The organism is Microbulbifer salipaludis, assembly GCF_017303155.1.
Taxonomy (GTDB): Bacteria; Pseudomonadota; Gammaproteobacteria; order Pseudomonadales; family Cellvibrionaceae; genus Microbulbifer; species Microbulbifer salipaludis.
The window spans coordinates 1987114-2009298 of record NZ_JAEKJR010000002.1 but is presented as its reverse complement, the minus strand read 5'-3'; the positions used below and the strand labels follow the sequence as shown (position 1 = coordinate 2009298).

Below are 22185 nucleotides of genomic sequence, written 5' to 3'. Positions count from 1 at the left end.
CGCGCGCCCACGAACAGAGTCTCAATTTAATAATAAGGAACCAGGGTATGTTGCCATTCAATAAGAAGCCGATTGCTTATCTCATTTCGGCGTTTGCGCTCAGCGTTACGCCGATGGTGTTTGCGCAGGACGATACTGAAGAGGAAACGGAAAATTCGCAGCAGCAAAGTCGGCTGGTGGAAAACGTCGTGGTTACAGCGACACGCCGCGAAGCCTCCCTCGAGGATATTCCAATTAATATCTCGGCCATCGGTGAGGCGGAGCTGCGCAAGCGTGCCATTACCGATCTGAAAAGCCTTATAGAGGATTCAGTAACGATTAGTGCACCGGCTAATTCGGCGCGCTTCGCAGATTCCGTAACGGTTCGCGGCTTGAATGTATCTGCGGTAAATCAGAATAACCTCGAGTTCTTTGTTCGCTCGACGCTCGCTTACTATCTCGATGAGACGCCCCTTCCCAATATTGGCTATCGGATTAAAGATATCGCGCGTGTAGAGACCCTGTTGGGACCACAAGGCACGCTGTATGGTTCTGGCAGCCTTGGTGGAACTGTCCGATATATTACCAACCAGCCGGATTTTGAAGAGTCCACTGTCCGTCTCAATTCCGGCATTTACCAAACGGCGGGCGGGGGCATGAGTACGGACACGGATGTAGTGATCAATCAACCCCTTGGAGAGAATCTGGCGATACGTGCGTCGCTGGCCTACCTGGATGAAGCCGGTTTCACTGATCGTGTCGTCTCCCCGTCCTTTCGATCGGAGAACCCATGGGCAAATCCCAATGGGACGGACAAAACACGCTACGAAAATGATGATTATCAGAATGTGACCACCGGAAAAGTTGCCCTGGCATGGCGTTTCAACCCCGATGCCAAACTGACTTTCACACATGCGCAGCAAAGCCAGCTGGCAAATGGTTCCCGGGGCTCTACGCTTGACCCGACTCAGGATGGTGATGTGTTCCAGTACGGCCAGGATGTCGTTGTGGGGCGGTATCGCGAATACGCCGACCGATCCTTTAACTTGGACGCATTGGACCTGGAGTGGGACTTCGAACGCTTCGCCATGAAATCCAGCACCTCTCACTTTGAAGACACCCGCGAGGGGCGGGCAAATTACGGAATTGGGTTTGTCTACTATGGTGACTGGGGCTGGAGTGCACTCACGCCAGAGGAAACCGACGAATCGCCCTATATGGTATTCGATAACACGTATTCAGGTATCAGCCATGAAACCCGGTTCGTTTCCATGGGCGATGGCCCGATTAGCTGGGTTGGGGGAATCTACTATACCCAGCAGGAACGCAGTCTGGCGTTTCGAGAGTATTTTCCGACTCTGGACGCGGTTGGTGGATTGGATCGAGAGGCTATCGGCGGCGAGCAGAATGTTGGATATGCCGAGGATATCAATACGGAATATAAGGAGCTGGCCCTATTTGGTGAGTTGACTTACGCCGTCACTGATCGTTGGGACGTAACCGTCGGAACACGCGTGTTCAATTACTCCGACGAGGCGGATCCGCGTATCACCGATTACGCGTTTGGTTTGGTAGATACCAAGGGCGCGGTTGAAAACTCGGCGTCAGGCGAGAAATTCTACAAGCTGAATACTTCTTATGAGCTCTCCGATGATGTGCTCATGTATGCAACAGCATCGCAGGGTTTTCGTCGAGGTGGTGTAAATGGATTCAAGGGGCAAGGCGACCAGAATGTATCGGCTGCTGCGCAGAATTATCAACCAGACTCGGTGAACAATTTTGAGCTCGGCTTGAAGGGTTCATTTTTTGATGACCTGCTGTACATCGAAACAAATGTATACCAGATTGCCTGGGAGAATACGCAGACCTACTACAGCCAATCGATCAACGGCTTCCCTTTGAATGGCACCACAAACGGACCGGACGCAGAGTCTCAAGGCTGGGAGTTCTCCAGTCGTCTTCGCGTGAATGACAATCTTTCATTGACTTACTCGACCGCCACAACAGAGGCGAAGTGGGCAGAGACTGAAGAGGTCTGCCTGTACGCGGATGGCTCGGAATGTCGCACCTGGTCGGAAGGTGGGCTCTTGGGTGGCGCACCAGAGTGGCGTCACAATCTGGTGGCGAATTTCTATCGTGATCTGAGCAATGGTTTGACCCTTTTCGCAAGCGTTCGTGGTTCCTATAGCAGTGAGGTTCAAAGCGATCGCGCGGATTCTCCTGATGAGGAACCTTACCGATACGATTCCTACACACTGTACAGCGCCAATGTTGGCCTGAGTGGTGATCAGTGGAGTGCGGGGCTTTGGGCCAGAAACCTCACGAACGAACGTGCCGAGGTTTCCTATCAGTCTGAAAACTACGTGGGGAATCGATTGATCCAGACCATGCCTCGCACGCTTGGATTGAACGTCTCTTACGACTTCTGATCTCGCTCACATCTTGTGAACTATTGGGGGCGTCTTCGCCCCCTTTTTTCTTTTTGCGAATTTTCTATTGCACAACAGCGCCAAATGTGAAGAATAAATTATTCCATCAGGTGCTAAAGAATAAGATTGGTTATTTATTATGCTGGTAAGACGCTCGCTCAGAAGGGTAGTGGCAGCCTGCTCGGTGGTCGCACTGGCCGCGACTGTGGCTTCTTGTACGGATTCTGTGCCGCTGAATGAGTCAGCTGCAGTGGACGCATTGAGTCTGCGCCAGAAGGTGGCGCAAAAGCTGATGCTCGATATCCGCTATTTCTGCCCGGACCAGCAGCGACCGGCGGCAGGTAAAGCCGGCAACCGGTACTGTGATCAGCCGGTGACCGAACTCCCTCCGGAGCTGGCCGGGATGATCCGGGATTCCGATCTTGGCGGTATTATTCTGTTTGCGGACAACCTCGAGCACAGCGCGCAGATCGTAAGGCTCAATCGCGCCTTGCAACAGGCCGCGGCGGAGTCTGCCAGCGGGCTACCGCTATTGATCGGCATCGACCAGGAAGGCGGCCGGGTCAATCGGTTGCCGCGGGAAGAGGCAGCGGCATTTGCCGGCAATATGGCCATCGGCGCGACTCATGCCCGCGAGGGAGATCGCTTCGCCAGTGCCACTGCTGAAGTCATGGCGGATCAACTGCGTGCGTTGGGTTTTAACGTGAATTTTGCGCCTACGCTGGATGTAAACAGCAATCCCGATAATCCGGTCATCAATGTGCGCTCGTACAGTGAGGACCCCCAGGTAGTGGCGGAGCTCGGGTCTGCCAGTGTCGCTGCATTTCAGCGGCAGGGCGTGGCCGCGACGGTCAAGCATTTTCCCGGGCACGGCGATACCAGCGTAGACAGTCACACGGGGCTGCCGCGGGTAGAGCGTTCCCTCGAGCAAGCGCAGGCCGTTGACCTGCTGCCTTTCCGGCAGGTGATCCACAACGCGCAGCCGGCACTGACCATGACCGCGCATATCCAGTACCCAGCGCTGGACACCACGACCCTGAGATCCCGTTCCGGTGAGCAAATGCTTGCCCCGGCCACTTTATCCCGAAAAATCCTTACTGGCATTTTACGTGGGGAAATGGCGTATGACGGGGTCATTGTGACCGATTCCCTCAATATGGCGGGAATCAGCGATTACTTTACGCCGGAAGAAGCGGTGGTAAACACCTTCGCCGCGGGTGCCGATATTGCACTGATGCCAATCAAGGTCCGTTATCCAGAAGACCTGGTGCAACTGGATAAGCTGATCGACCGCGTTGTTGAGGCACTCGACGCGGGGGAGATTTCCGTCGATGAGTTAGATTCATCTGTCGCACGGGTACAGCGCCTGAAACAGCGTTATATCGATGCGCAATGGGCACAGCGCGATGAGGCCGAAGTGATAAGCCGGGCAAAGGCCGTGCTGGCAACCACAGAACATCGTACGCTTGCGCTGACTCTGGCCAATGCTGCATTGACCCATATCTTCCCTCCACAACCATCGGCACTACCGGTGATCGGCTCGCACGCCAGGCAGATCCAGGTACTGACGCCAAACAGGGCAGTTGGAGAAGCCTTTCGTATTGCACTAGAGCAGGTGAGTGACGCCGAGATTTCACTGCTGGTCCCTCAAGAGGCAGAGTCCGCGGTGAGAGACTCCGATGCGGATACATTGATCGTAGCGAGTATTGTACCGACAGAAAGCGCGGTAGAACTCGGTGGAATAGAGGATTTGCGCATCTTACGCGAGCGGATTACCGACCAGGATGCGCTCTATGAAATCTATCGCCAGTCCCTCAGTGCGGCGAATACACGGGGCGCGAAGACGGTGTTTATCAGCATGCGCTCTCCCTACGAGGCGGCACAATTTGAATCACTCGCGGACGTGCATCTGGCCAGTTTCGATTACAAAGCCTATATCGGTCCGGGCGATACACTGGAAGGCCCGATATACCGTGCGATCGCCAATGCGCTGGTTAGCCGAGAGGCGGTTGCCGGCCAGTTGCCGGTCACCGTGGTGACACCGGCGAACCTGCAGGTAAGCGATGCATCCGTCGACAACGAAGGCTGATATCGATACGAAGCTCGCCGCTTCTATCGGTTCCGCCTCTGGTTAGTCATTTAGTAATGGCTGGTTGAATCTTCACACTTGCGGGTATCGAAGTCAGAAAAACAATAACAGGTGCGCCATGGAAATGGATTTGTGTTACCTAGATGCCTGTGAGGTGCTGAAACACTATAAAAGCGGAAAAATTTCTCCGGTTGAAGTGTTGCAGGCACACATCGAGCGTTACGAGCAGGTCGGTGCCGAGATCAATCCGTTTACCCAGCGTATGTTTGAGCGCGCGCTGCAGCAGGCCCGGGCTGCCGAACAGGCTTATCAACGCAAGAAAGCGCGTCCACTTGAGGGTGTGATTACTGCGATTAAAGATGAGACCTACATTCGCGGTGAAGTCACCACGAACGGATCACGCCTGCTGCAAAACAATATAGCGGACGTTACCGATCCAGTACCGGAGCGCCTGCTCGCGGCCGGTTGTATCTTTCATGCCCGCACCGCCACCCCGGAATTCTCGGTTGCCTCCTACACCTGGTCCGACCTGTGGGGTGTAACCCGTAACCCCTGGAATACGGACATCACTCCCGGAGGATCGTCCGGTGGTTCTGCAGCGGCTCTGGCCGCTGGGCTCTGTACCATCGCGAACGGCACAGATATGGGTGGTTCCGTGCGTATTCCAGCGGCGCAGTGCGGCGTAGTGGGGCTCAAAGCCTCCCATGGACGTATCCCCGAAATCCCCCCGTACAACGTGGATCCCTATGTACACCACGGCATGCTGACCCGCAGCGTGCGGGACATGGTTTTACTGTACAACCTGATTTCCGGCCCGCACCCGGTGGATCTTATGTCGCAGATGGCCAAAGAGCCGGTGGCGTCGGTACCGCTGGATCTGCGTGGACTGAAAATCGCGGTTTCGCTGGATCTCGGTTTTTTCTCACTGGACGACGACGTGCGCAGTAATACGCTGGCTTACGCGGAAACGCTGCGGGGCCTCGGGGCGGACGTTGAGCTAGTTACCCTCGACTGGGATGCGCGCTGTATCCGCACCGCGCAGATCCACCAGGGCGCACAGATGGGGCATATGCTGCGAGAAAAATACGATCGTGCCGAATACCACGATCAATTGACCAGTTATGTGAAGCACTATTTCTCGCTCTCTTCTGCCGCGTCACCTCAACGGATTCTCGAAGCGAATGACTATGCCCAGCATATGTGGCAAGCACTGGAAAAAGTCTTCCAGACCTGCGACTTCCTGCTGTGCCCGACGGTGTGTTCTACACGCGTCCCGGCGGATTTTGATTACAGCCGCGACACACTGGAAATCGATGGTGTTGAGGTAGATCCGGTGAAAGGCTGGTTTATGACCTATCCATTCAATACCTTGAGCCGCTGCCCGGTACTCTCCGTGCCAAGCGGGTTTGCGGCCAACGGTGTGCCCACGGGAGTTCAGCTGGTGGGGCAGCCTTATGCCGACACCCGATTATTGCAGCTCGGCCTGGGTATCGAAGCGGAGCTGGGTGTCTTCCTCCATGCGGGCAATCGACCACTGGATTTACAGGTAGTAAAGGCATGATCAAGCAATGCGCACGTGTGATTCGCTCAGAAATCCGAGCCCGCCGATTCTGTGGCCCGACTTCAGGTCTGGCGGCGGGCTATGTGCAGGCCAATATCGCCATGGTCCCAGAAAAGTTCGCTGATGCGTTTGCTGAATTCTGCACCCTGAACAACCGCGCCTGCGCTTTGTTGCACCGCACGGAGCCCGGTGAGTACCGCATGCCTGAGCTGGGCGATGACATCGATATTCGCACCGATGTTCCGCGCTACCTGGTGCATCGCCAGGGGAGGGAAGCACAGGAAGTTACCGATATTAACGATGTCTGGCGAGATGACCTGGTCACCTTTGCGCTGGGTTGTTCTTTCTCTTTTGAGGAAGCGTTGATCGGCGCGGGCCTGGAAGTGCGCAATATCACCGAGGGGCGCAATGTACCCATGTATCGCACACAGAAACCCTGCGAGCCCGCCGGGCCGTTTCACGGCAATCTGGTGGTGAGCATGCGGCCTTTCTCAAGTGATTCTATTGCGCTGGCCAGTGATGTTTCAGGCCGCTACCCGCTGGTACACGGTGCACCGGTTCACCTGGGGGATCCCTCGGAACTGGGAGTCAATGATATTGCCGCACCCGAGTATGGGGAGGCGGTTACCGTTTTTCCTGAAGAAGTGATGGCATTCTGGGCTTGTGGCGTGACTGCCATTGAGGCGCTGCGGAATGCCGGTCTGGAATTTTTTATTACCCATGCCCCCGGACACATGCTGATTACGGATCGCCTGAACGATGCGCTGGAATCGCTGACCGATATCCGGGTGTTGGGGTGGGGTGAAAGACAAACCGCAGTTTGACTCAGCACGGAAGTGACAATCTATGGTCAACTATTCTTTGAATATTTTTCGGCGTCCGGACACTGTGCATCTTGCCAACCAGATAGAGGGTTTGCTGGTGGCGGGAAATCTGCGTGGTATGGAAACGGTGCGCAGTAGCGGCTATCGCGGTTACTTGCTACCCGCTGCACAGTCACTGCTGCAGAATCGACAGCGCGTAGCCATTGTCAGCGGCTTTCCCGTAGCAGGGCAGTATGAAACCGATGGCCCAGCAGGCGCTATCGCAATGGCACGCAGTTTGCGTGCGCTGGGTTCAGAGGTGGCCTTGCTGGGCATCCGTGAATACGCGGTGCAACTGGCCTGCGCACTACCATCGGCGGTCAGTGAGGGCGCAGCCCTTGTGGATTCTGTGGTTGCGTTTGATCGGGAAACCTTTTCAGATGAGTTACCTCGTTTTATACAAACGTTCGCTCCGACATTAATCATCTTTATCGAGGTACCTGGTTCCGGTGCAGATGGTCTCTATCGCAATATGCGATTCGACCCGGTCGACGGAGCTACCCTCCCGTGGGAGCAGTTGCTCTCGCTGGCAGAATGCCCATCGCTGGCCATTGCTGACGGTGGCAATGAGCTGGGAATGGGGCGCTTGCGCGCACAATTGCAGAACCTACCGGTGTCCTGTGCCACGGCCATCACGGACCAGCTTGTTATTGCCGATGTGTCGAACTGGGGAGCCTATGGCTTGCTCGGGCTGGCATCGGTCTGCATACGGCGCCCGCTACTGGGCGAATTCGTTTTGACGGATTGTCTTGAGGCCCTAGTGGCCGCAGGGATGGTAGATGGAGTGACGGGCTGTAATATCGCCACCGAGGATGGGTTACCACTGGTGCGCAGTCAGTCAATCTACGCCGGGATCCGGGCATTGTCCTCCTCTCTGATCCCCCAGAGAGGAGGTCCGCCGGTCACTTCTCAGGCGTCCTTTGCCGCCAGTACTGCCTGATTGATATCCGGGTAGCCACTGAGCTTTTGCGGAAAGTACTTTTCCAACAGCGCAAGTAAAATAGCGCGGCTGTGGTTATCCACCTCACCGTCAACTTTCCAGGAACGGAAGTGATACTGAAAGGCCCGGGTGTACAGTGTGATTTCTGCATCCGTCGCGGTTTCTGGATCGATACCATAACCATAGTCACTCAGCCACTGGGCGAAGCGCAGCCGTATGCTGTCGCGGTCGCTGGTGGTATTGCCATTCAGGAAGTCCAGGTGGCGCTTGACGGTAGCGTCGTCATACCAGGCGCCGATACCGGCCTCTGCCAACTGCTGCCACGGAAACTTCGGGCCGGGGTCGATTTTCCACTGCGGGATAATGTCACCGTGACCGACGACACGGGTCGGCGTAATGTCCGGGTAGCGCGCCAGAATATCCTTGGAGAGTGCGATCACCAGCTCCATCTGCTTCGGATCGAAGTCGGGAAAAAAACAGACTGCCTCTGTTTCCGCTTCCGGGGTGGATTCCGCGGGCGGGTGGCAGTGGCTTTTGTTGACGATTTCGATACCAATCGAGTGGTCGTTTAGCTGACTGCGATCTTCCCAGATACTTGGGCCCGCATGCCAGGCCCGGCGCGTCTCATCCACCAGTTGATACACCCGAAGATCTTCATGGGGGTAGCTTGGGTCGTCACTTTCGGGGACCAGGTAGTGCGAACTGACCGGCGAGGAACTTGGTTGGGTGAGAACCCGTAATGACGTATCGAAGTCAATCGCCGTGAAGTGCATGACCAGAAAGCGCACGCGCTCGCTGGCGTTTTGCGATTCGACCACTTCAATTTTATACGCATCGCTCTGGTGATTGAGGCCGGCACTGGTGGCAACACAACCGAAATTGAAAAGCGCAGCGGATACCGCGGTGGCGAGTAGCGCCGCTTGGCCCAGTGACTGTCTTATTGTATTTGACATAGTGAATCCTTCAGTCGAATGCCTGAGTCAAAATCCTCAGCAGGGATCGTATTGATCTTTACCAGCCCGTCGTTGGAGGTCATGCGGTGGATATAGCGGCCTTCGCCAACAGCGATGCCGACATGTGTCAGGACACCTTCAGCCCAATCGCCATAGGTATTCTTCAGGAATACCAGGTCCCCGGGCTGCAGTGCTGCGATCGACGTGATTTTCTGGCCAAATTCATCGGAGGCCAGTGAATCTACATGCTCTGGCAGCAACTCATCGTCCGGTCCCAGTAGATGTTTGTCCCAGGGATTGTGTGTTTCCAGTGTGGCAAAGTGCTCGCCGCAGGCAGCTACCAGAATTTCCCGCGTCCAGTTCATGCACTGTTCCGCCGTGCCGACGCGGTACTCGCGGTTCTCCCAGGGCAGTGCCTCGGCCACCAGTTTTTCAGCCATAGTGGCAGTGGGCGCCGAAGCTTCTGAGCTGAACTGCGCGGTTGTGACTTCTACCGGCATTGCGCCCGCTTCCGGAGATGTTACCTGTTCACAGCCAAAGACCGTGAATGAGGCCGCTAAGACAAGCGAAGGAAAAATTTTATTCATGGTGCCTGAACTTCCACACAGTTATTGTTTCTTTGGGTATCCGGAATAATCCACAGCGGGTCGATGCATACTCCGGAGAGTGTTCCAGGTAACGGCAGCTGAAGGGCTACACGACCTTCCTGTGCCCGCATCCAGGTTTGCGCCGGTACGTTCATCATCTGTTGGCTGCCATCTTTAAAGGAAAGTGCCAAGGGAATCGGCAGCAGCCCCTCTCCGTGATTAACAATTTCGAATGTGTACCACTGCACCGTTTCACCCGTATGAGGCTCGTGTGCTGCCGGTAACGATACAGAAGCAAAGCTGCGTTTCTCGGTATAGGGGTCCGCGAGCTCGGGCAACTGATCGACGACGAAATCTTGAATGCCGCCGACGGTATAGGCGAGCGCATCGGGTGCGGGCGATTCCGTGCGGGATATCGGTAGCGCCTGATCAGCGAGGCTAATCTGGCGGATGCCGAGGTCGATGGTGTGATTCTGGTAAAACCAACTGCGCCAGAACCAGCTGAGATCAGTACCGGCTGTTGTTTCCATCGCCCGGAAAAAGTCCCCGGGTGTCGGGCGCTTGCCTTGCCAGTGGCGCGCAAAATCCGTCAGTGCCAGGTCGAATACGTCTGCTCCCGCAACCAGGTGTCGTAGGACATTCAAAAGGCTTGCAGTTTTGTTGTAAGCGTTGTCGATTTTCCGGTGCAGGGAATCGGCGCTACTCATAACCGGCTGGCTGATGGCGTCACTGGTGTATTCCGCCACCGAGCGGGGTTCGCCGTAAATAACGTCGAAATTGACTTCCCAGCTATGTTCCGCGCGATATTCGATAAAGCTGACCAGCCCCTCATCCAACCACGCCCATTCCCGCTCATCCGTATTGATACGCATGGGAATATAGTTGTGACCCACCTCATGGATCACTGTGCCGATGAAATCGTATTTAGTGAGCCTGTCCCAGGCCGGCAACTCCTCATTGGATGTCGTGCGCTCTGGCCGAGTGGCAATCGTTGCAAGGCCCGGGTATTCCATGCCGAAACCGGCAGCATTGACGATACTGATATCGGCGGCATCCAGGGGAAACAGCGCAGCATCGAATGTGGTGAGCGTATGATCAATCGCGGCCAGACCAAATTGCTCCCACAGTGGTGCCGCCTCGTGGGGATAAAATTGCTGCAATCTGCGTCCGCGTGCGTCGTGCTTTACCTGCCACAGGAACGCGGGTGAGGCGCTGAACGCAAAATCGCGCACGTTATCGCCGGCAAATGCCCACTGAACGAATGCCTGTGAGTACTCGCTACGCTGCTGTTGTGCCTGAGTGTGGCTGATGATATGTGTCGCAGTCGGTGCAATGTCTTTCCAGTGAGCCAATTGCTCTCGAGTGAGCACCGCCGATGCGTTTTGCAGTGATCCACTTGCGGCCACGACGTAATTAGTCGGTACCGAAATATTCACTTTATAGTTGCCAAACTCGGTGGAAAATTCTCCCTGCTGCAGGAACGGTTTGAGTTGCCAGCCTGCGTAATCCGTGTAAGCGACTGCGCGGGGAAACCACTGTGCAGCCACATAAATGGGGGCACCGTCCTCAAGGCGTTCGTATCCGCTACGCGCACCAGTGGCCATTTTGTCGTGAAGAGAGAGCGCCCATTCGATTTTCAGCGACTTGCGGGATTTGGGAGACAGCTCATGAGGCAGGAATACCTGCAAATGCGTGTCGTTTATCCGCCAGCGCAGTGGCATGCCCACGGCGTCTGTTACGGCGAGGATATCGAAACCGGTTGCTGCTGAATGCGCTATGGAACGTATGCGGCTGCGTTCATTTTCTTGTGCGAGTAGGGCGTAAGCAGCGGCAGAATCCGGCTTCAAGGCATTGTGGTCCAGGGCAAAGAACAGATGCTGCAGTGGATCCGGTGAGTTGTTGTGGTAGGTCACTTCAGCGCTGGCACTGATTCGGTTATCCGCTGGGTCGAGCCTCGCCGAGATCTGATAGTCCACCTGTTGCTGCCAGTAATTTGGCGCCGGTAGCCCGTTGGCGGTGCGGTAGGCGCCGAGGCCCAGCTCCACCTGCGTCAACTTGCGGAACGGGTCGTCAGCATGTACCGACACGCCCGTCATGAGGAGTGCAGTGACGCCTATCCATTGCATCCGAGTACGTGTCCCTATGGAGCGGTAATTCATACCGGCGCCACCAGTGCAGAGGTTGTTCCGGTGCGACGCCGCTCGGTAAGCAGCCCCATCAGTAATGTAGCCGCCATACAGGCGATACCGAGCCACAACACTGCAGAAAAATCGCCCTCTACAATCAGCGCTGCCGCCAAAGGTGGGCCGGCAATTTCGCCCACCTTGAATGCGCTGGCGCATAGCACAATAAAACGCCCGGTATCGTCCACCCGATTGAATTGATCCATCAGCAGAGGGAGCGAAAAGCTCCAGAAGAACTGGAACACAATGGAAGTGGCGGCATACAGCAAATAGGCGTCCAGGGTGAATTCGCCAATCAGCAGCGCCATGGTGATGATCTGGGTTGTCATTGCGATGAGCAATGTGGCCACTCGGCCCGCATAGCGGCTGAGCCAGGGAGTCGCGAGTGACCCCAGACCACTAATTGCAAACCCGATGCCCAGAAGGTCGCCCACTTTTGCACTCTCCAGACCCAGGTTTACGCCAATCCGCTCCAGATAAGCCCAGACAGCGGATACGCCACAGTAGTAAACCACGGTGGTGGCAAACACCAGTATCGCCCGGCCCGAGAGCAAGGTTGCAAAAATGCTCTCGCCTGGCTCGTTGGCCTTTTCAGAACGCGGGAAAGCGAATAGGCAGAGGGCAATGGTGATCAACAACCAGGCATTCAGGTAATGGAAGAAACCGCTGATATCCGCCTCACCCATAATGCGTGGAACGGCGAAGAAACCGATGGTTCCAAACGCCACCTGGGCGGTAACCATCAGTCCGAAGGCCAGCTGCGGGTTGCGCCGGTCTCCGAGTCCGGCAAGGGCGATGGCATACGCTGAGCCACACCCGATACCGGCAATAATACGTGTGGCCATCAGCGGACCGAAGTGTTCAATCCCGAGGCTCGCCAAGTTGGCCAAGGCGAATAAAGCCAGGCCAACAAGTGCTATCGGCTTCCAGGGGAGCCGGCGCACCCAAAAAATTGCCGAAGCAGAGCTCAGAAAAATTCCAATCACGTCGGCCGAAGCCAGCCAGCCAATCTGTTGCCCGGTAAACACCCCCTGATCCGTGAGTGCACCCACCCAGAGGGGGAGAAGCGTCAGAATGGAAGCGCCCATCATGGCGACAAATAGCAAGCTGGCCAGATGGGGCAGATGCTTGCCTTGAGATGTATTTGTATTCATACCGGGCGTTATTCGTTATTGGTAGTCGCGGAAACGGGTGCTCTTTTGATCTCAATGGTAGCGACGTATTCCACCAGGGCGAATCACCGGCAATCGGTTAGAGCGATAGGTGCGCCCCCATCATCGATCGATCCCCGCCCCCCAGTGAATTCAGCATAAGTTATTCATATTGGCGTATTAATGTTTTTTTAGGTCGCCTTATCTGCCGTTTACCTGGGCTTCCTGTCGATTGTACAAATAAAAAATTCCAAATGTGTGTTTTTTAGGGAATTTTTTAAGTGGCTATGCGGTGTTCGCTCAGGATTGTAGGGCTATGGGAGCTGAGGTATCTCTGTCTGCCTGGGGCAAAAGTGATAGTGATGTCGCTTTGTTCAGTTTGGGCGCTGGGAAGCTGATGAGCATAAAAGGGGCAGTTGGTGTTGCGAGCTTGTGAGAATGGCCGCTTTCCACAAACGTACTCCTCAGCGATAGAGGCGGATACACAATTACTTCGAGATGTGCAGGCCTTCTGCAAGGGGGAATAAGTGGCGCACCCAACCTCACTACTCATTTCTTGAGCGCTGTGTTGGCGATGAATAATTTCTTTCTGCGAGAGCTCTCCATTGGGGTGGGGCTGGCGCAGATTTCCTTATTGTGGCTACTGCAGAATCTGATGAATTATTCCTTCCAGCCTTATTTAGATCGCAATTCGACCAAGGAATGATGCTCTGCATGTGGAAATTGGCGTCTACATTTGTCGCTAACCTGTCTTATGGTGCATTAAAAGAAATTTTTTTGAATTTTTTATGATTTGCCTCTCGCGCAGCTGGAATTTTTTTCGCAGAATGGCCTTGGAATATCTTATTCCTTGCGTTGAGTGCTAAAGATATATTTTATCGGTTTGACCGATAGGAGCTATCGACTGAGAACCAATAACTACGCACCACCGCCGGCGCTGATGGGAAGTCGAGAACTGTGTTCAACATTTCCCCGTGGGGACAAACACAATAAAAGCCTGGGAGGCCATCCATGTTCCAGAAGACCAAACTGAGTTCCTCTCTCCAGAGTGTAACTTCAACAACGCTTTCACGTTCGGCGGCAGCAGTCGCCGGTGTACTGTTCTCGGTTTCTGTGGCTGCGCAGCAGTCCGGGAGTATTGAAGGTAAGGTTTACCTCGACGATAACGTTGAAGCTGCGGGCGTAACCATTACAGCCACCAGTTCTGTTATGCCTAGAAGTCGGAGCGTGGAGACCGATGAGGACGGTGAATTCAGAATGCCGGCCCTCATTCCGGGCACCTATACGCTCACCCTGACCACCGAGAATGGTATTACTCGCACTGTAAAGACGAAAGTTCTCCTTGATCAGAACTCCACGATTTCGGTCATGATGGCCCCGGATAGCGAGGCCATGGAAGAGGTGGCAGTTGTAGGGCAGCAAGTGGTGCTCGGTGGGGATTCATCCGTGTCTAACGCCCTTGGGGCTGATGTTGTAAAGGGTATCCCGACTGGCAATAACTATCGGGATATGATGAAGCTGATTCCGGGTGTACAGTTCCATCAGAATGCCGTGCGTGGAGCGAATGCCGGTGGTAGCGGGCAAGACAATGTGTACGCGTTTGATGGTGTGAACATTACATTGCCAATGTTTGGCACCCTCTCTGCGGAACCATCCAATCACGATATTGAAATGGTCACAGTTGAGCGCGGCGGCGCGACGGCGATTGGATTTAATCGTTCTGGTGGTTTTTCTGTAGATTCCAAGTCCAAATCGGGTACTAACGAATTCCAGGCAGGTTTCGAGCACAAACTCATGCCTAAAGAATTGGTTGCTAAAAACAAAGATGGTGTCGAGTTCGAGCAGGACCAAAGCTGGACTACCGTTTACGCAAGCGGTCCGGTTGTTGAGGATCAACTGTTCTTTTACGGATCTTATTTTGGTCCAACTAAGGCTCAGGAAGATCGCGAAAACGCCTATGGCAGTGTTAAAGACTATTCAAGTGATCGCAGCGAGTACTTCGCTAAACTGACCTGGGCTCCCACAGATAATATTCTGATTAATGGTAGTTACCGCACTTCTGATCGTGAAGACCGTGGCCAGTCAGTGGGTGAATATGAGACCGACAGTGTTTCTTATGGAACTGATTCGGGAATGAAAATTGCTACCTTGGACGGCTCTTGGGTTGTTAATGATCGCACTACTGTTACTGCTCAACTGACAAGCTATGCACAGGAAAGTACTGATAAGCCTGATGTCCTTGCTGAATTTGTGCCAAGCCTCTCCACTGGTCTAGATGTAGATAACCTTGTTGGTATGGGTTACGTCAACGTCCCAGGAATTGGCGATGACCCGACATACAATGCATTTGTGCAGCCATTCATCGACCAGTACGGTTATATCAATAGTGCTGGAGAGCGCGTGGGCACCGGTGGAACCGGCGTTTACAGTGGCTTTTGGGAGCAAAACTTTTATCGAGATAGTTTTGAAATTGCGCTTGAGCATAACCTCGACTGGGGTTCCACAAGTCATGAAATTCACGTTGGCTTCCAGTGGGAGGAGGGTGAAGAGGAATTGATCTCCCGCTCCAATGGTTGGGGTGGCATTACCGTTCCGGGCGGACTGGTAGCTCTCGAGGACGATGGTATTGATCCGGGTGATCTGATTTTCTTATCTGGCGTAGAGGATCTGAGTTTTGCACCTTATTTTCAGGCTGTCGTACGTCAGACCACCCTGGATAACGAAACTGGATTCGTCGACCCTATCAATTCATATACCGAAAGCCTGAACTTCGAAGTCAATGATAAAATTGACTGGAATGATTTCACGTTCAACGTGGGTTTCCTCATCAGTCAGGATCGACTTTTTGGTGAAGGCCTGAAAAAGAATGGCGCTAATTATTCTGGGTACGAGTTGGCTGAGGGTAATAAGTACGAGATGTACAAGGTGGACTGGAAAGATATGATTCAGCCACGTCTTGGCGTTACCTGGCGCTACAATGATGCACAAGATACTATCTTTGCAAACTACGCTCGCTATAACCCGGCAGCCAGTTCTCTCGCACGGGCTGCCTCTTGGGCGCGTAACGCTCACCCGACGTTGAATGTGTACTTCGATGAGCAGGGTGAGGCGGTTGCTTACCAGCCGCGCAAAGGTTCTTCAGGTAAAGTCTTCCAGAAGGATATGGATCCGCGTTTCATGGACGAAATTACCATTGGTACCACCCGCAGTGTTACCGACGGGTTCAATCTGAGAGCGCATGTACGGTACCGCGAGAATGAGAATTTCTGGGAAGATACGCCGTACTACACGCCTTCAGGTTGGTACTTCAATATGCCTGAGAATATCCCCGAAGAAGTGGCGGCCCAGGAATACTATGCGTATTCCTACGAAGAAATGGTTGATATTCGTTCTGAAATTGGTGGTGGCAGCTATGTGATCGCTCAGATCGACGGTGCCTACACTAAATACTGGGAGGCGTCCCTTGAGGCAGAGTGGATCGGTGATCGCACGTACCTTAATGCTTCTTATGTGCGCAGCAGATATTCCGGTAATTTTGATCAGGATAACACTTCCTCATCCAATAATGATCAGGCACTCTTCCTCGGTTCGTCCAGTTTGATGGATTGGGAAACGCTGAATATCTGGGATAACCGTGAGGGAACGCTGACCGGCGATCGTCCACATATTTTCAAGACCTACGGTTACTATAATACCGACTGGAACGCAAATATCGGTGCCTACTTGATTTACCAGTCAGGTCACGCTTGGCAGATCATGGATGGAACCGTGTACGGCTATTCGCCAACGCTTAGCAATGACGGTGGCGCTTATGGAGAAAAAGCTGGCTCGCGTCGTACTCCGGCGCACTGGCAGCTGGACCTGAGCTATACGCAGAACTTCCAAGTATTTGATGACTACACACTTAAGTTCCGCGCGGACCTGTTCAATGTGTTTGATCGTCAAACCGGTTACGACCCGGAGCAGCGTGTGCGTTCCAGCAGTTTCATGGATTACCGTCGTAACTATGAATCTCGTCGCGCTCAGCTGTCCTTCGGTGTCGACTTCTAAGTTTGATTAGCTGCACGAATAACTCTCCTAGATCGTACGTACTTGCCCCGGCTTTGCCGGGGCTTTTTTCTTTGTGGGTAGACTTTTTTGAGAGCGTTTTCGCTGTGACTATTAAATTATATATAGCTATTTTTTTTGAATAATTTATTCGTATTCGGTGCCGTTTTTGTTTTAGAATGGCATAAGTTTTAAGAGCAATAATGGATACTGGCTAGACATGATCTGCAAGTGGGGTGGAGCGGTGAAGTCGCAATCATTTCTTCGAGCATGGGCGTTCAGCGCGCTTGGTCTGGTTCTCGTTGCCTGTGATAAGCCGCACGATACACATTCTGTAGAACCTCAGAAAATAAATGCATCGGTTCCCCTCTCTTTTGCTTCCGTCAAGTTCGAGACAGACGTTCCGCAATTGCAGGAGCGTATGTTGCGGCCTGAATTCTGGCAGCGCCGTCTGAGTAGTGATGCCGCGCGCTTGAGAGCCGAAGAAATTCAGACCCTGAACGCAAAAAGCCTGGGAAGCGATCCCTTTCTCAACAACCTCGATCAGTTCCCCAGCGATGTTTCCGGGGACCGCGTCATCGATATGATCAATCAGGTGAGCCGCCCGGCATCTTCGCCGCGTTATCGTGTTGACGGCTCTTTGTTTACCGAGAGGGACTACGCGCAGCTGGATGCTGCTGTCCAGCGTTCCGCGGTGCCTGAGCAGGTCAAGGTTCGCTGGGGTGTGGTAGTAGAGCGCGCAAGTATGCGCAGCTATCCCACAGATACTCGGGTCTTGAAAAACGCGGGCGACATGGATCTCGATCGCTTCCAGGAAACCGGCGTGTTCCCCGGTCAGCGCCTGGCGATTTTGCACGAAAGTGCCGATGGTGAATGGTGGTTTGCGGTGAACTATCACTATGCCGCCTGGCTGCCCAAACGGGCGGTGGCCATTGGGGAGCGCGGTGCGATTGATCGGTGGCACAGGCAGTCGCCCCGCTTGACTGTGACTGGCGCCCAGGTGAGAACCAATTACAACCCGGTGGATCCACGCACGTCTGAGGTTGTGCTGGACATGGGGGTATCTTTGCCGCTGTTAAGCGCGGCGGATGTGGGGCATAACGTAAATGGCCAGAACCCGCACGCCAGTTACATCGTTGCCTTGCCGGTGCGCGATGCACAGGGTGCGCTGGCTTTTGAGCCCACGCTGATCGGTCGCGCTCAGGATGTTACGCCGGGGTTGCTTGAGTACCGGCCGTCGTTGGTGCTGCAGCAGGCGTTCAAATTTCTTGGTGAGCGCTACGGGTGGGGCCACGACTACAACGGGCGTGACTGTACCGGCTTCGTGGGCGAGGTGTACAAGTCCTTTGGCATCCTGATGCCGCGCAATTCTGGCCAGCAGGGTAAAAGTGACTTTGCACCGACGAAGCGATTTGGGCCGGAAGATCACGCTGCGCGCGCTGAGGCCATTGCTGCGCTGCGAGTTGGGGATCTGATTTATATCCCCGGCCACGTCATGATGTACATCGGCCAGGTGGATGGTGAGCCCTATGTGATTCACGATGTCACCGGGCTCAGCTACTACCAGACCGACGAATCCATGTATCGGGGTACGCTTTCCGGCGTTTCCATTACTCCGTTGAGTCCGATGCGGCTCAGTGAAGAAAAAAGCTATATCGATGGCATCTATGCCATCAAAACTATTATCTGATTGGTGCCGCCATGAAAATCGTAGACGTAAAGCTGGGCATGTTGCGGGTTCCTCTGGTAACCCCGTTCAAGACTGCATTGAGAACCGTGGACGCGGTAGAGGATGTGGTGGTGATGCTGGAGACGGACACCGGGCATATTGGCTATGGTAATGCGCCCGCAACGGCGGTGATTACTGGTGATACCCACGGCTCTGTGATCGAAGCGGTGCGCACGGTATTTACGCCCCTGCTGCTGGATCGCGAGGTGGCGGATCTCAACCGCCTTACGCGGCAGATTCAGGGGGCGATGATCAACAACACCAGTGCCAAGGCCGCGGTGGAAATTGCGCTGTTCGACCTGTTTGCGCAGAGCTATAAAACGCCGCTCTACCGTATTCTCGGTGGTGGAGAAAATAGCCTGACCACCGATATCACCATCAGCGTCGACTATATCGAAAAGATGGTCGCCGACGCGGAAAGTGCGGTGGATCGCGGTTTTGAGATTCTGAAGCTCAAGGTGGGTAAAGATATCGGGCTGGATATCGAGCGTATTCGCGCGGTGTATGCCGCAGTAAAAGGGCGCGCGCTGTTGCGCCTGGATGCGAACCAGGGCTGGAGCCCCAAGCAGGCGGTACTTGCCATTCGCGGTCTGGAAGAGGCCGGGGTGCTGCTGGAGCTCGTAGAGCAGCCGGTGAAGGCCAATAATCTTGAGGGCATGCGCTATATCGCGGAGCGCGTCAGAACGCCGATCATGGCGGACGAGAGCGTGTTCGGCCCGCAGGAGGTGATGAAGGTCATCGACCAGCGCGCGGCGGACATCATTAACATCAAGCTGATGAAAACCGGCGGTATTTCCAATGCGCTGAAGATCGCCGATATCGCAGAGCTGCACGACGTAGAGTGTATGGTCGGATGTATGCTGGAAACCAGTATCGGTGTCTCAGCGGCGGCGCATATGGCGGCAGCGAAGGCGCCGGTGGTGTCTAAGCTGGATCTGGATGTACCGTCGCTGTGCCAATACGACCCGATAGTCGGTGGCGCTTCCTACAAGGATGCGGATATCATTCTGAACGAAACCCCGGGCCTCGGTATTGAAAAGATCGAAGGCCTGCAGCTGCTGGCCTGAGGGCCAGCATGAAGCGGAGTGATAGAGCACCCCATGACCTGTCTTTTGAAAATGCGCGCCATGCGCGATCAGATGTCGGTAAACGAACGCAAGCTCGCGGACTTTATTCTGGAAAACACGCAATTATTGCGCGATTACTCTTCATCCCAGTTGGCGGATGCGGTGGGGGTAAGCCAGTCCAGTGTGGTCAAGTTCTCGCAAAAGCTCGGTTACCGGGGCTATCCCAGCCTGAAGCTTGCGGTGTACGAATCGTACGCGGGCGCCGGTATCGCGGCAGATGAGGAAAAATCCCGGCACTTCACCCAGTCCGATAGCGTGCTCAGTACCCTGGGGCAAAAAAAGCTCGAGGTACTGGAGAATACGGTCAGCATCAATGAATCGGAGCAGCTGTCGGCGGCAATCAATGCTATCCGCGAGGCGCGCTGTATTCAGATATCCGCCTGTTCGGGCTCGGTATCGGTTGCGCGGTATCTTACGCACCAGCTGCTGGAACTCGGCTGCTGGGCGGTTTTTGACGAGGGTGGGCCCTTGCAAAATCGCATTGCGGATTCTCTCCGGGATGAGGATCTACTGTGTATTCTGTGCGATTTCGGCGGCGAGGAATCGCTTGTCGAGGTGGCGAACCGGGCGCGAGAGCACGGGGTGAAGGTGCTGAGCCTCACCCGGTACAACTATAACGCCGCCAGTATCCATTCCGACATCCGCCTGTACGTGGTGCCCTCGGAGGACGAAGAGGCGCTGCAGCGCTTGTTGTTCCGCTCCGCACAGCTGCATGTGATTGAGGCGCTTGTCAGTGGGTTGCTCGAGGGGGCGAAGTAACCGGTCGGCGAAGAGGATCCCTTCCAGTTTTAACTATTTTAAAGGCCGCCGGATCAGCATCCGGCGGCCTTAATTTTTGCATTGAAGAGTCGCCGCTAAGTGTCGGCCGTTACTGGCCGGCGGTCTGCAAATTTTTGTTCTCTGCGGTTACCGGCTGCCACTGCATCTTGTAATCCCACTGATCAAAATACAGGTTGCCACCACGCCACTCGACCTCGCCGCGTTGGCTGTCGACGGTTTCCGAGCGGAAATGGTGCTTGGCCGGTGTGAAAGGTTGACTGTAGTCGGTATTGAAAATCAGCCGGTAGCTATCCAGTCCACCCAGGTAAAACCAGCGCTCGGCGTCTGACGCGCTTTCCAGCACGCCGTGGGTGACATCCATCGGCATCCAGCCGTACGGGGCCAGATAAAACTCCCCCCAGTCGTGCATGGTGTCAAAGGACTCCGGTGAAAATTCCCAGCCGGATTGCCAGCGCGCGGGAATGCCGTTCATGCGCATCAGGGTTATCAGCAACAGGGTTTGCTGGCCGCAGTCGGCATGGCCTGCGTGAGCAGCATACTGACTGATATTGCGGATGGTGGAGTACTCGCGTGCGCCCGCCCAGGGGATCTGATCCACATGGGTAAACAGCTTCTGCGCGATACGGTAGGGGTTGGTTTCGTCGCCCACGATACGCTGGGACAGGGCGCGTAACTCGGGGGTGAACTGTATGTGTGGGGTGCGCTCTTCTAAAAAAGCGCTGAGAGCCTGCCCATCCACCGGCTCGGTCTTGGCCGGATCAATAGAAAAATAGCGGGACAAGCTGTCAAACGCGTACTCCACGGAAAACTCGGTGGGCACTCCGGCGCGCGCGGTTTTCTCAAAATAAATGGTGCGCTGGGGAGTGTCTGCGGGTGCCAGCTGGTGTTCCGCGGGGGTGCTGTTGAGCAGGGTGATGTTTTCCTGCCGTCCTGGGAGTTCCTTGGGGAAGGGAATCCAGGCGCGCAGGGTTTCTCCGTCCGGTACCGCGTCGGCATCGACCGTGAGGGAATAGGTGATGGCCAGTCGCTGGCGCAGTGGCGCTTCGCCACCAGTGTGCGCTTCAATCACGGCGCTGTGGTGCGGGTGCAGGCGGTAGAGCGGCGCCCGGTCGGTGAAGCGCCGGTAGTCCGCGGTGCGTGCGGCGGCTTCATCGGAGATATGCACCAGGTTGTAGGCGGCCTTGTTGAAGTAGCGTTGCTCACCATTGATGATTTTGTATTCCAGAAGGCCCGCTGTATTCCAGCGCGATAGGTCTTCCTCGGTGGCGTCGGGAATATAGCGGCGGATGGAGGTGAGTAGCTGCTCCGGGGGGATGGTGAATTCCATTTCGATCCGGCGCATGCGCTCGGCTTCAAAGGCCAGCGTCGAGTTGTCGGGATGATCCGGTTCCTTTTGCTGCATCGCGCTGATTTCCAGTTTCGCCGTTTTGTAATGCCCCTTGTCGATTTGTGCTTGTAATTCTACCAAAGCATCCGACGCTGCCATCACGGTCGAGGAAGGCAGAATAGTCGCTGCAAGGATGGCGGCGTAAAGGTATGAGCGTGGGCGGGTCTTTGTGTCAGGGGGGGATTGTCGGCTCACGGTCCACTCCTTTGTAGGCAATTTGATGGGCACGCTTTAGACGCTCCAGCTCCGAGGGGGAGCAGGCCAGCGTGCGGAATAATTTATTATTTACATAAATTTCTATGGTTGATAAATTATTCTGATGCGCGCGCGGCGTCAAGTCCGCTTCCAGTAATCCGCGCCCTTTAACGGAGACCCTGGCT

14 protein-coding genes are annotated in these 22185 nt (G+C 54.8%); 9 read left to right on the top strand and 5 right to left on the bottom strand.

All coding sequences use genetic code 11. The annotated features are described in order from the left end of the window. The first annotated feature begins 47 nt into the window (after window positions 1–47). The 5 genes from JF535_RS14205 (at window position 48) to JF535_RS14185 (ending at window position 7861) form a co-directional block, all read left to right on the top strand. On the top strand, window positions 48–2408 hold the full coding sequence (locus tag JF535_RS14205) for a TonB-dependent receptor (RefSeq protein ID WP_207003245.1): 2361 nt from the start codon (window positions 48–50) through the stop codon (window positions 2406–2408). Window positions 2409–2658: 250 nt separating this feature from the next. Beyond that, window positions 2659–4497 carry a glycoside hydrolase family 3 N-terminal domain-containing protein gene (locus JF535_RS14200; protein WP_207003243.1) on the top strand — a complete coding sequence of 613 codons (1839 nt, stop codon included), beginning with the start codon at window positions 2659–2661 and terminating at the stop codon, window positions 4495–4497. 118 nt (window positions 4498–4615) lie between these two features. Then, a complete protein-coding gene (locus JF535_RS14195; protein WP_242523838.1) occupies window positions 4616–6058 on the top strand; it encodes an amidase in 1443 nt (480 codons plus the stop codon). After that, window positions 6055–6882 (top strand): putative hydro-lyase, encoded by an 828-nt coding sequence (locus JF535_RS14190; protein WP_207003241.1) that lies wholly within the window; start codon window positions 6055–6057, stop codon window positions 6880–6882. The genes JF535_RS14195 and JF535_RS14190 overlap by 4 nt, the downstream gene beginning before the upstream one ends. A gap of 22 nt (window positions 6883–6904) precedes the next feature. Then, entirely contained in the window at window positions 6905–7861 is a 957-nt protein-coding gene (locus tag JF535_RS14185) for a glutamate cyclase domain-containing protein (protein WP_207003240.1), read from the top strand. On the opposite strand, the gene JF535_RS14180 is transcribed toward JF535_RS14185, so the two are convergent. The 4 genes from JF535_RS14180 to JF535_RS14165 all read right to left on the bottom strand — a co-directional run bounded on the left by JF535_RS14180 (window position 7831) and on the right by JF535_RS14165 (window position 12738). Continuing rightward, on the bottom strand, window positions 7831–8814 hold the full coding sequence (locus tag JF535_RS14180) for an N-acetylmuramoyl-L-alanine amidase (protein ID WP_207003238.1): 984 nt from the start codon (window positions 8812–8814) through the stop codon (window positions 7831–7833). The genes JF535_RS14185 and JF535_RS14180 overlap by 31 nt on opposite strands. Next, window positions 8799–9314, bottom strand: coding sequence for an NlpC/P60 family protein (locus tag JF535_RS14175; protein ID WP_242523837.1), 516 nt, complete (start codon window positions 9312–9314; stop codon window positions 8799–8801). Before JF535_RS14175 ends, JF535_RS14180 begins: the two co-directional genes overlap by 16 nt. An 83-nt stretch (window positions 9315–9397) precedes the next feature. After that, the gene (locus JF535_RS14170) at window positions 9398–11527 is read right to left on the bottom strand and encodes a M1 family metallopeptidase (RefSeq protein WP_207003236.1); all 2130 of its coding nucleotides are present in this window, start codon (window positions 11525–11527) and stop codon (window positions 9398–9400) included. A 29-nt stretch (window positions 11528–11556) separates the two neighbouring features. Further along, window positions 11557–12738, bottom strand: a complete 1182-nt coding sequence (locus JF535_RS14165) for an MFS transporter (RefSeq protein WP_207003234.1) — start codon at window positions 12736–12738, stop codon at window positions 11557–11559. A gap of 1008 nt (window positions 12739–13746) precedes the next feature. Here JF535_RS14165 and JF535_RS14160 point away from each other — a divergent pair. The 4 genes from JF535_RS14160 to JF535_RS14145 all read left to right on the top strand — a co-directional run bounded on the left by JF535_RS14160 (window position 13747) and on the right by JF535_RS14145 (window position 20397). Next, window positions 13747–16785, top strand: a complete 3039-nt coding sequence (locus JF535_RS14160) for a TonB-dependent receptor (protein WP_207003232.1) — start codon at window positions 13747–13749, stop codon at window positions 16783–16785. 418 nt (window positions 16786–17203) lie between these two features. Then, window positions 17204–18472: an NlpC/P60 family protein gene (locus tag JF535_RS14155; protein ID WP_242523836.1), complete on the top strand. Its 1269-nt coding sequence runs from the start codon at window positions 17204–17206 to the stop codon at window positions 18470–18472. Window positions 18473–18483: 11 nt separating this feature from the next. After that, window positions 18484–19578: a dipeptide epimerase gene (locus JF535_RS14150; RefSeq protein WP_207003230.1), complete on the top strand. Its 1095-nt coding sequence runs from the start codon at window positions 18484–18486 to the stop codon at window positions 19576–19578. 33 nt (window positions 19579–19611) lie between these two features. Then, window positions 19612–20397 carry a MurR/RpiR family transcriptional regulator gene (locus JF535_RS14145; protein ID WP_207003229.1) on the top strand — a complete coding sequence of 262 codons (786 nt, stop codon included), beginning with the start codon at window positions 19612–19614 and terminating at the stop codon, window positions 20395–20397. A gap of 109 nt (window positions 20398–20506) precedes the next feature. Here the strand turns inward: JF535_RS14145 and JF535_RS14140 are convergent, their stop codons facing one another. Beyond that, the gene (locus JF535_RS14140) at window positions 20507–22000 is read right to left on the bottom strand and encodes a transglutaminase-like domain-containing protein (RefSeq protein WP_340674184.1); all 1494 of its coding nucleotides are present in this window, start codon (window positions 21998–22000) and stop codon (window positions 20507–20509) included. Window positions 22001–22185 lie beyond the last annotated feature (185 nt).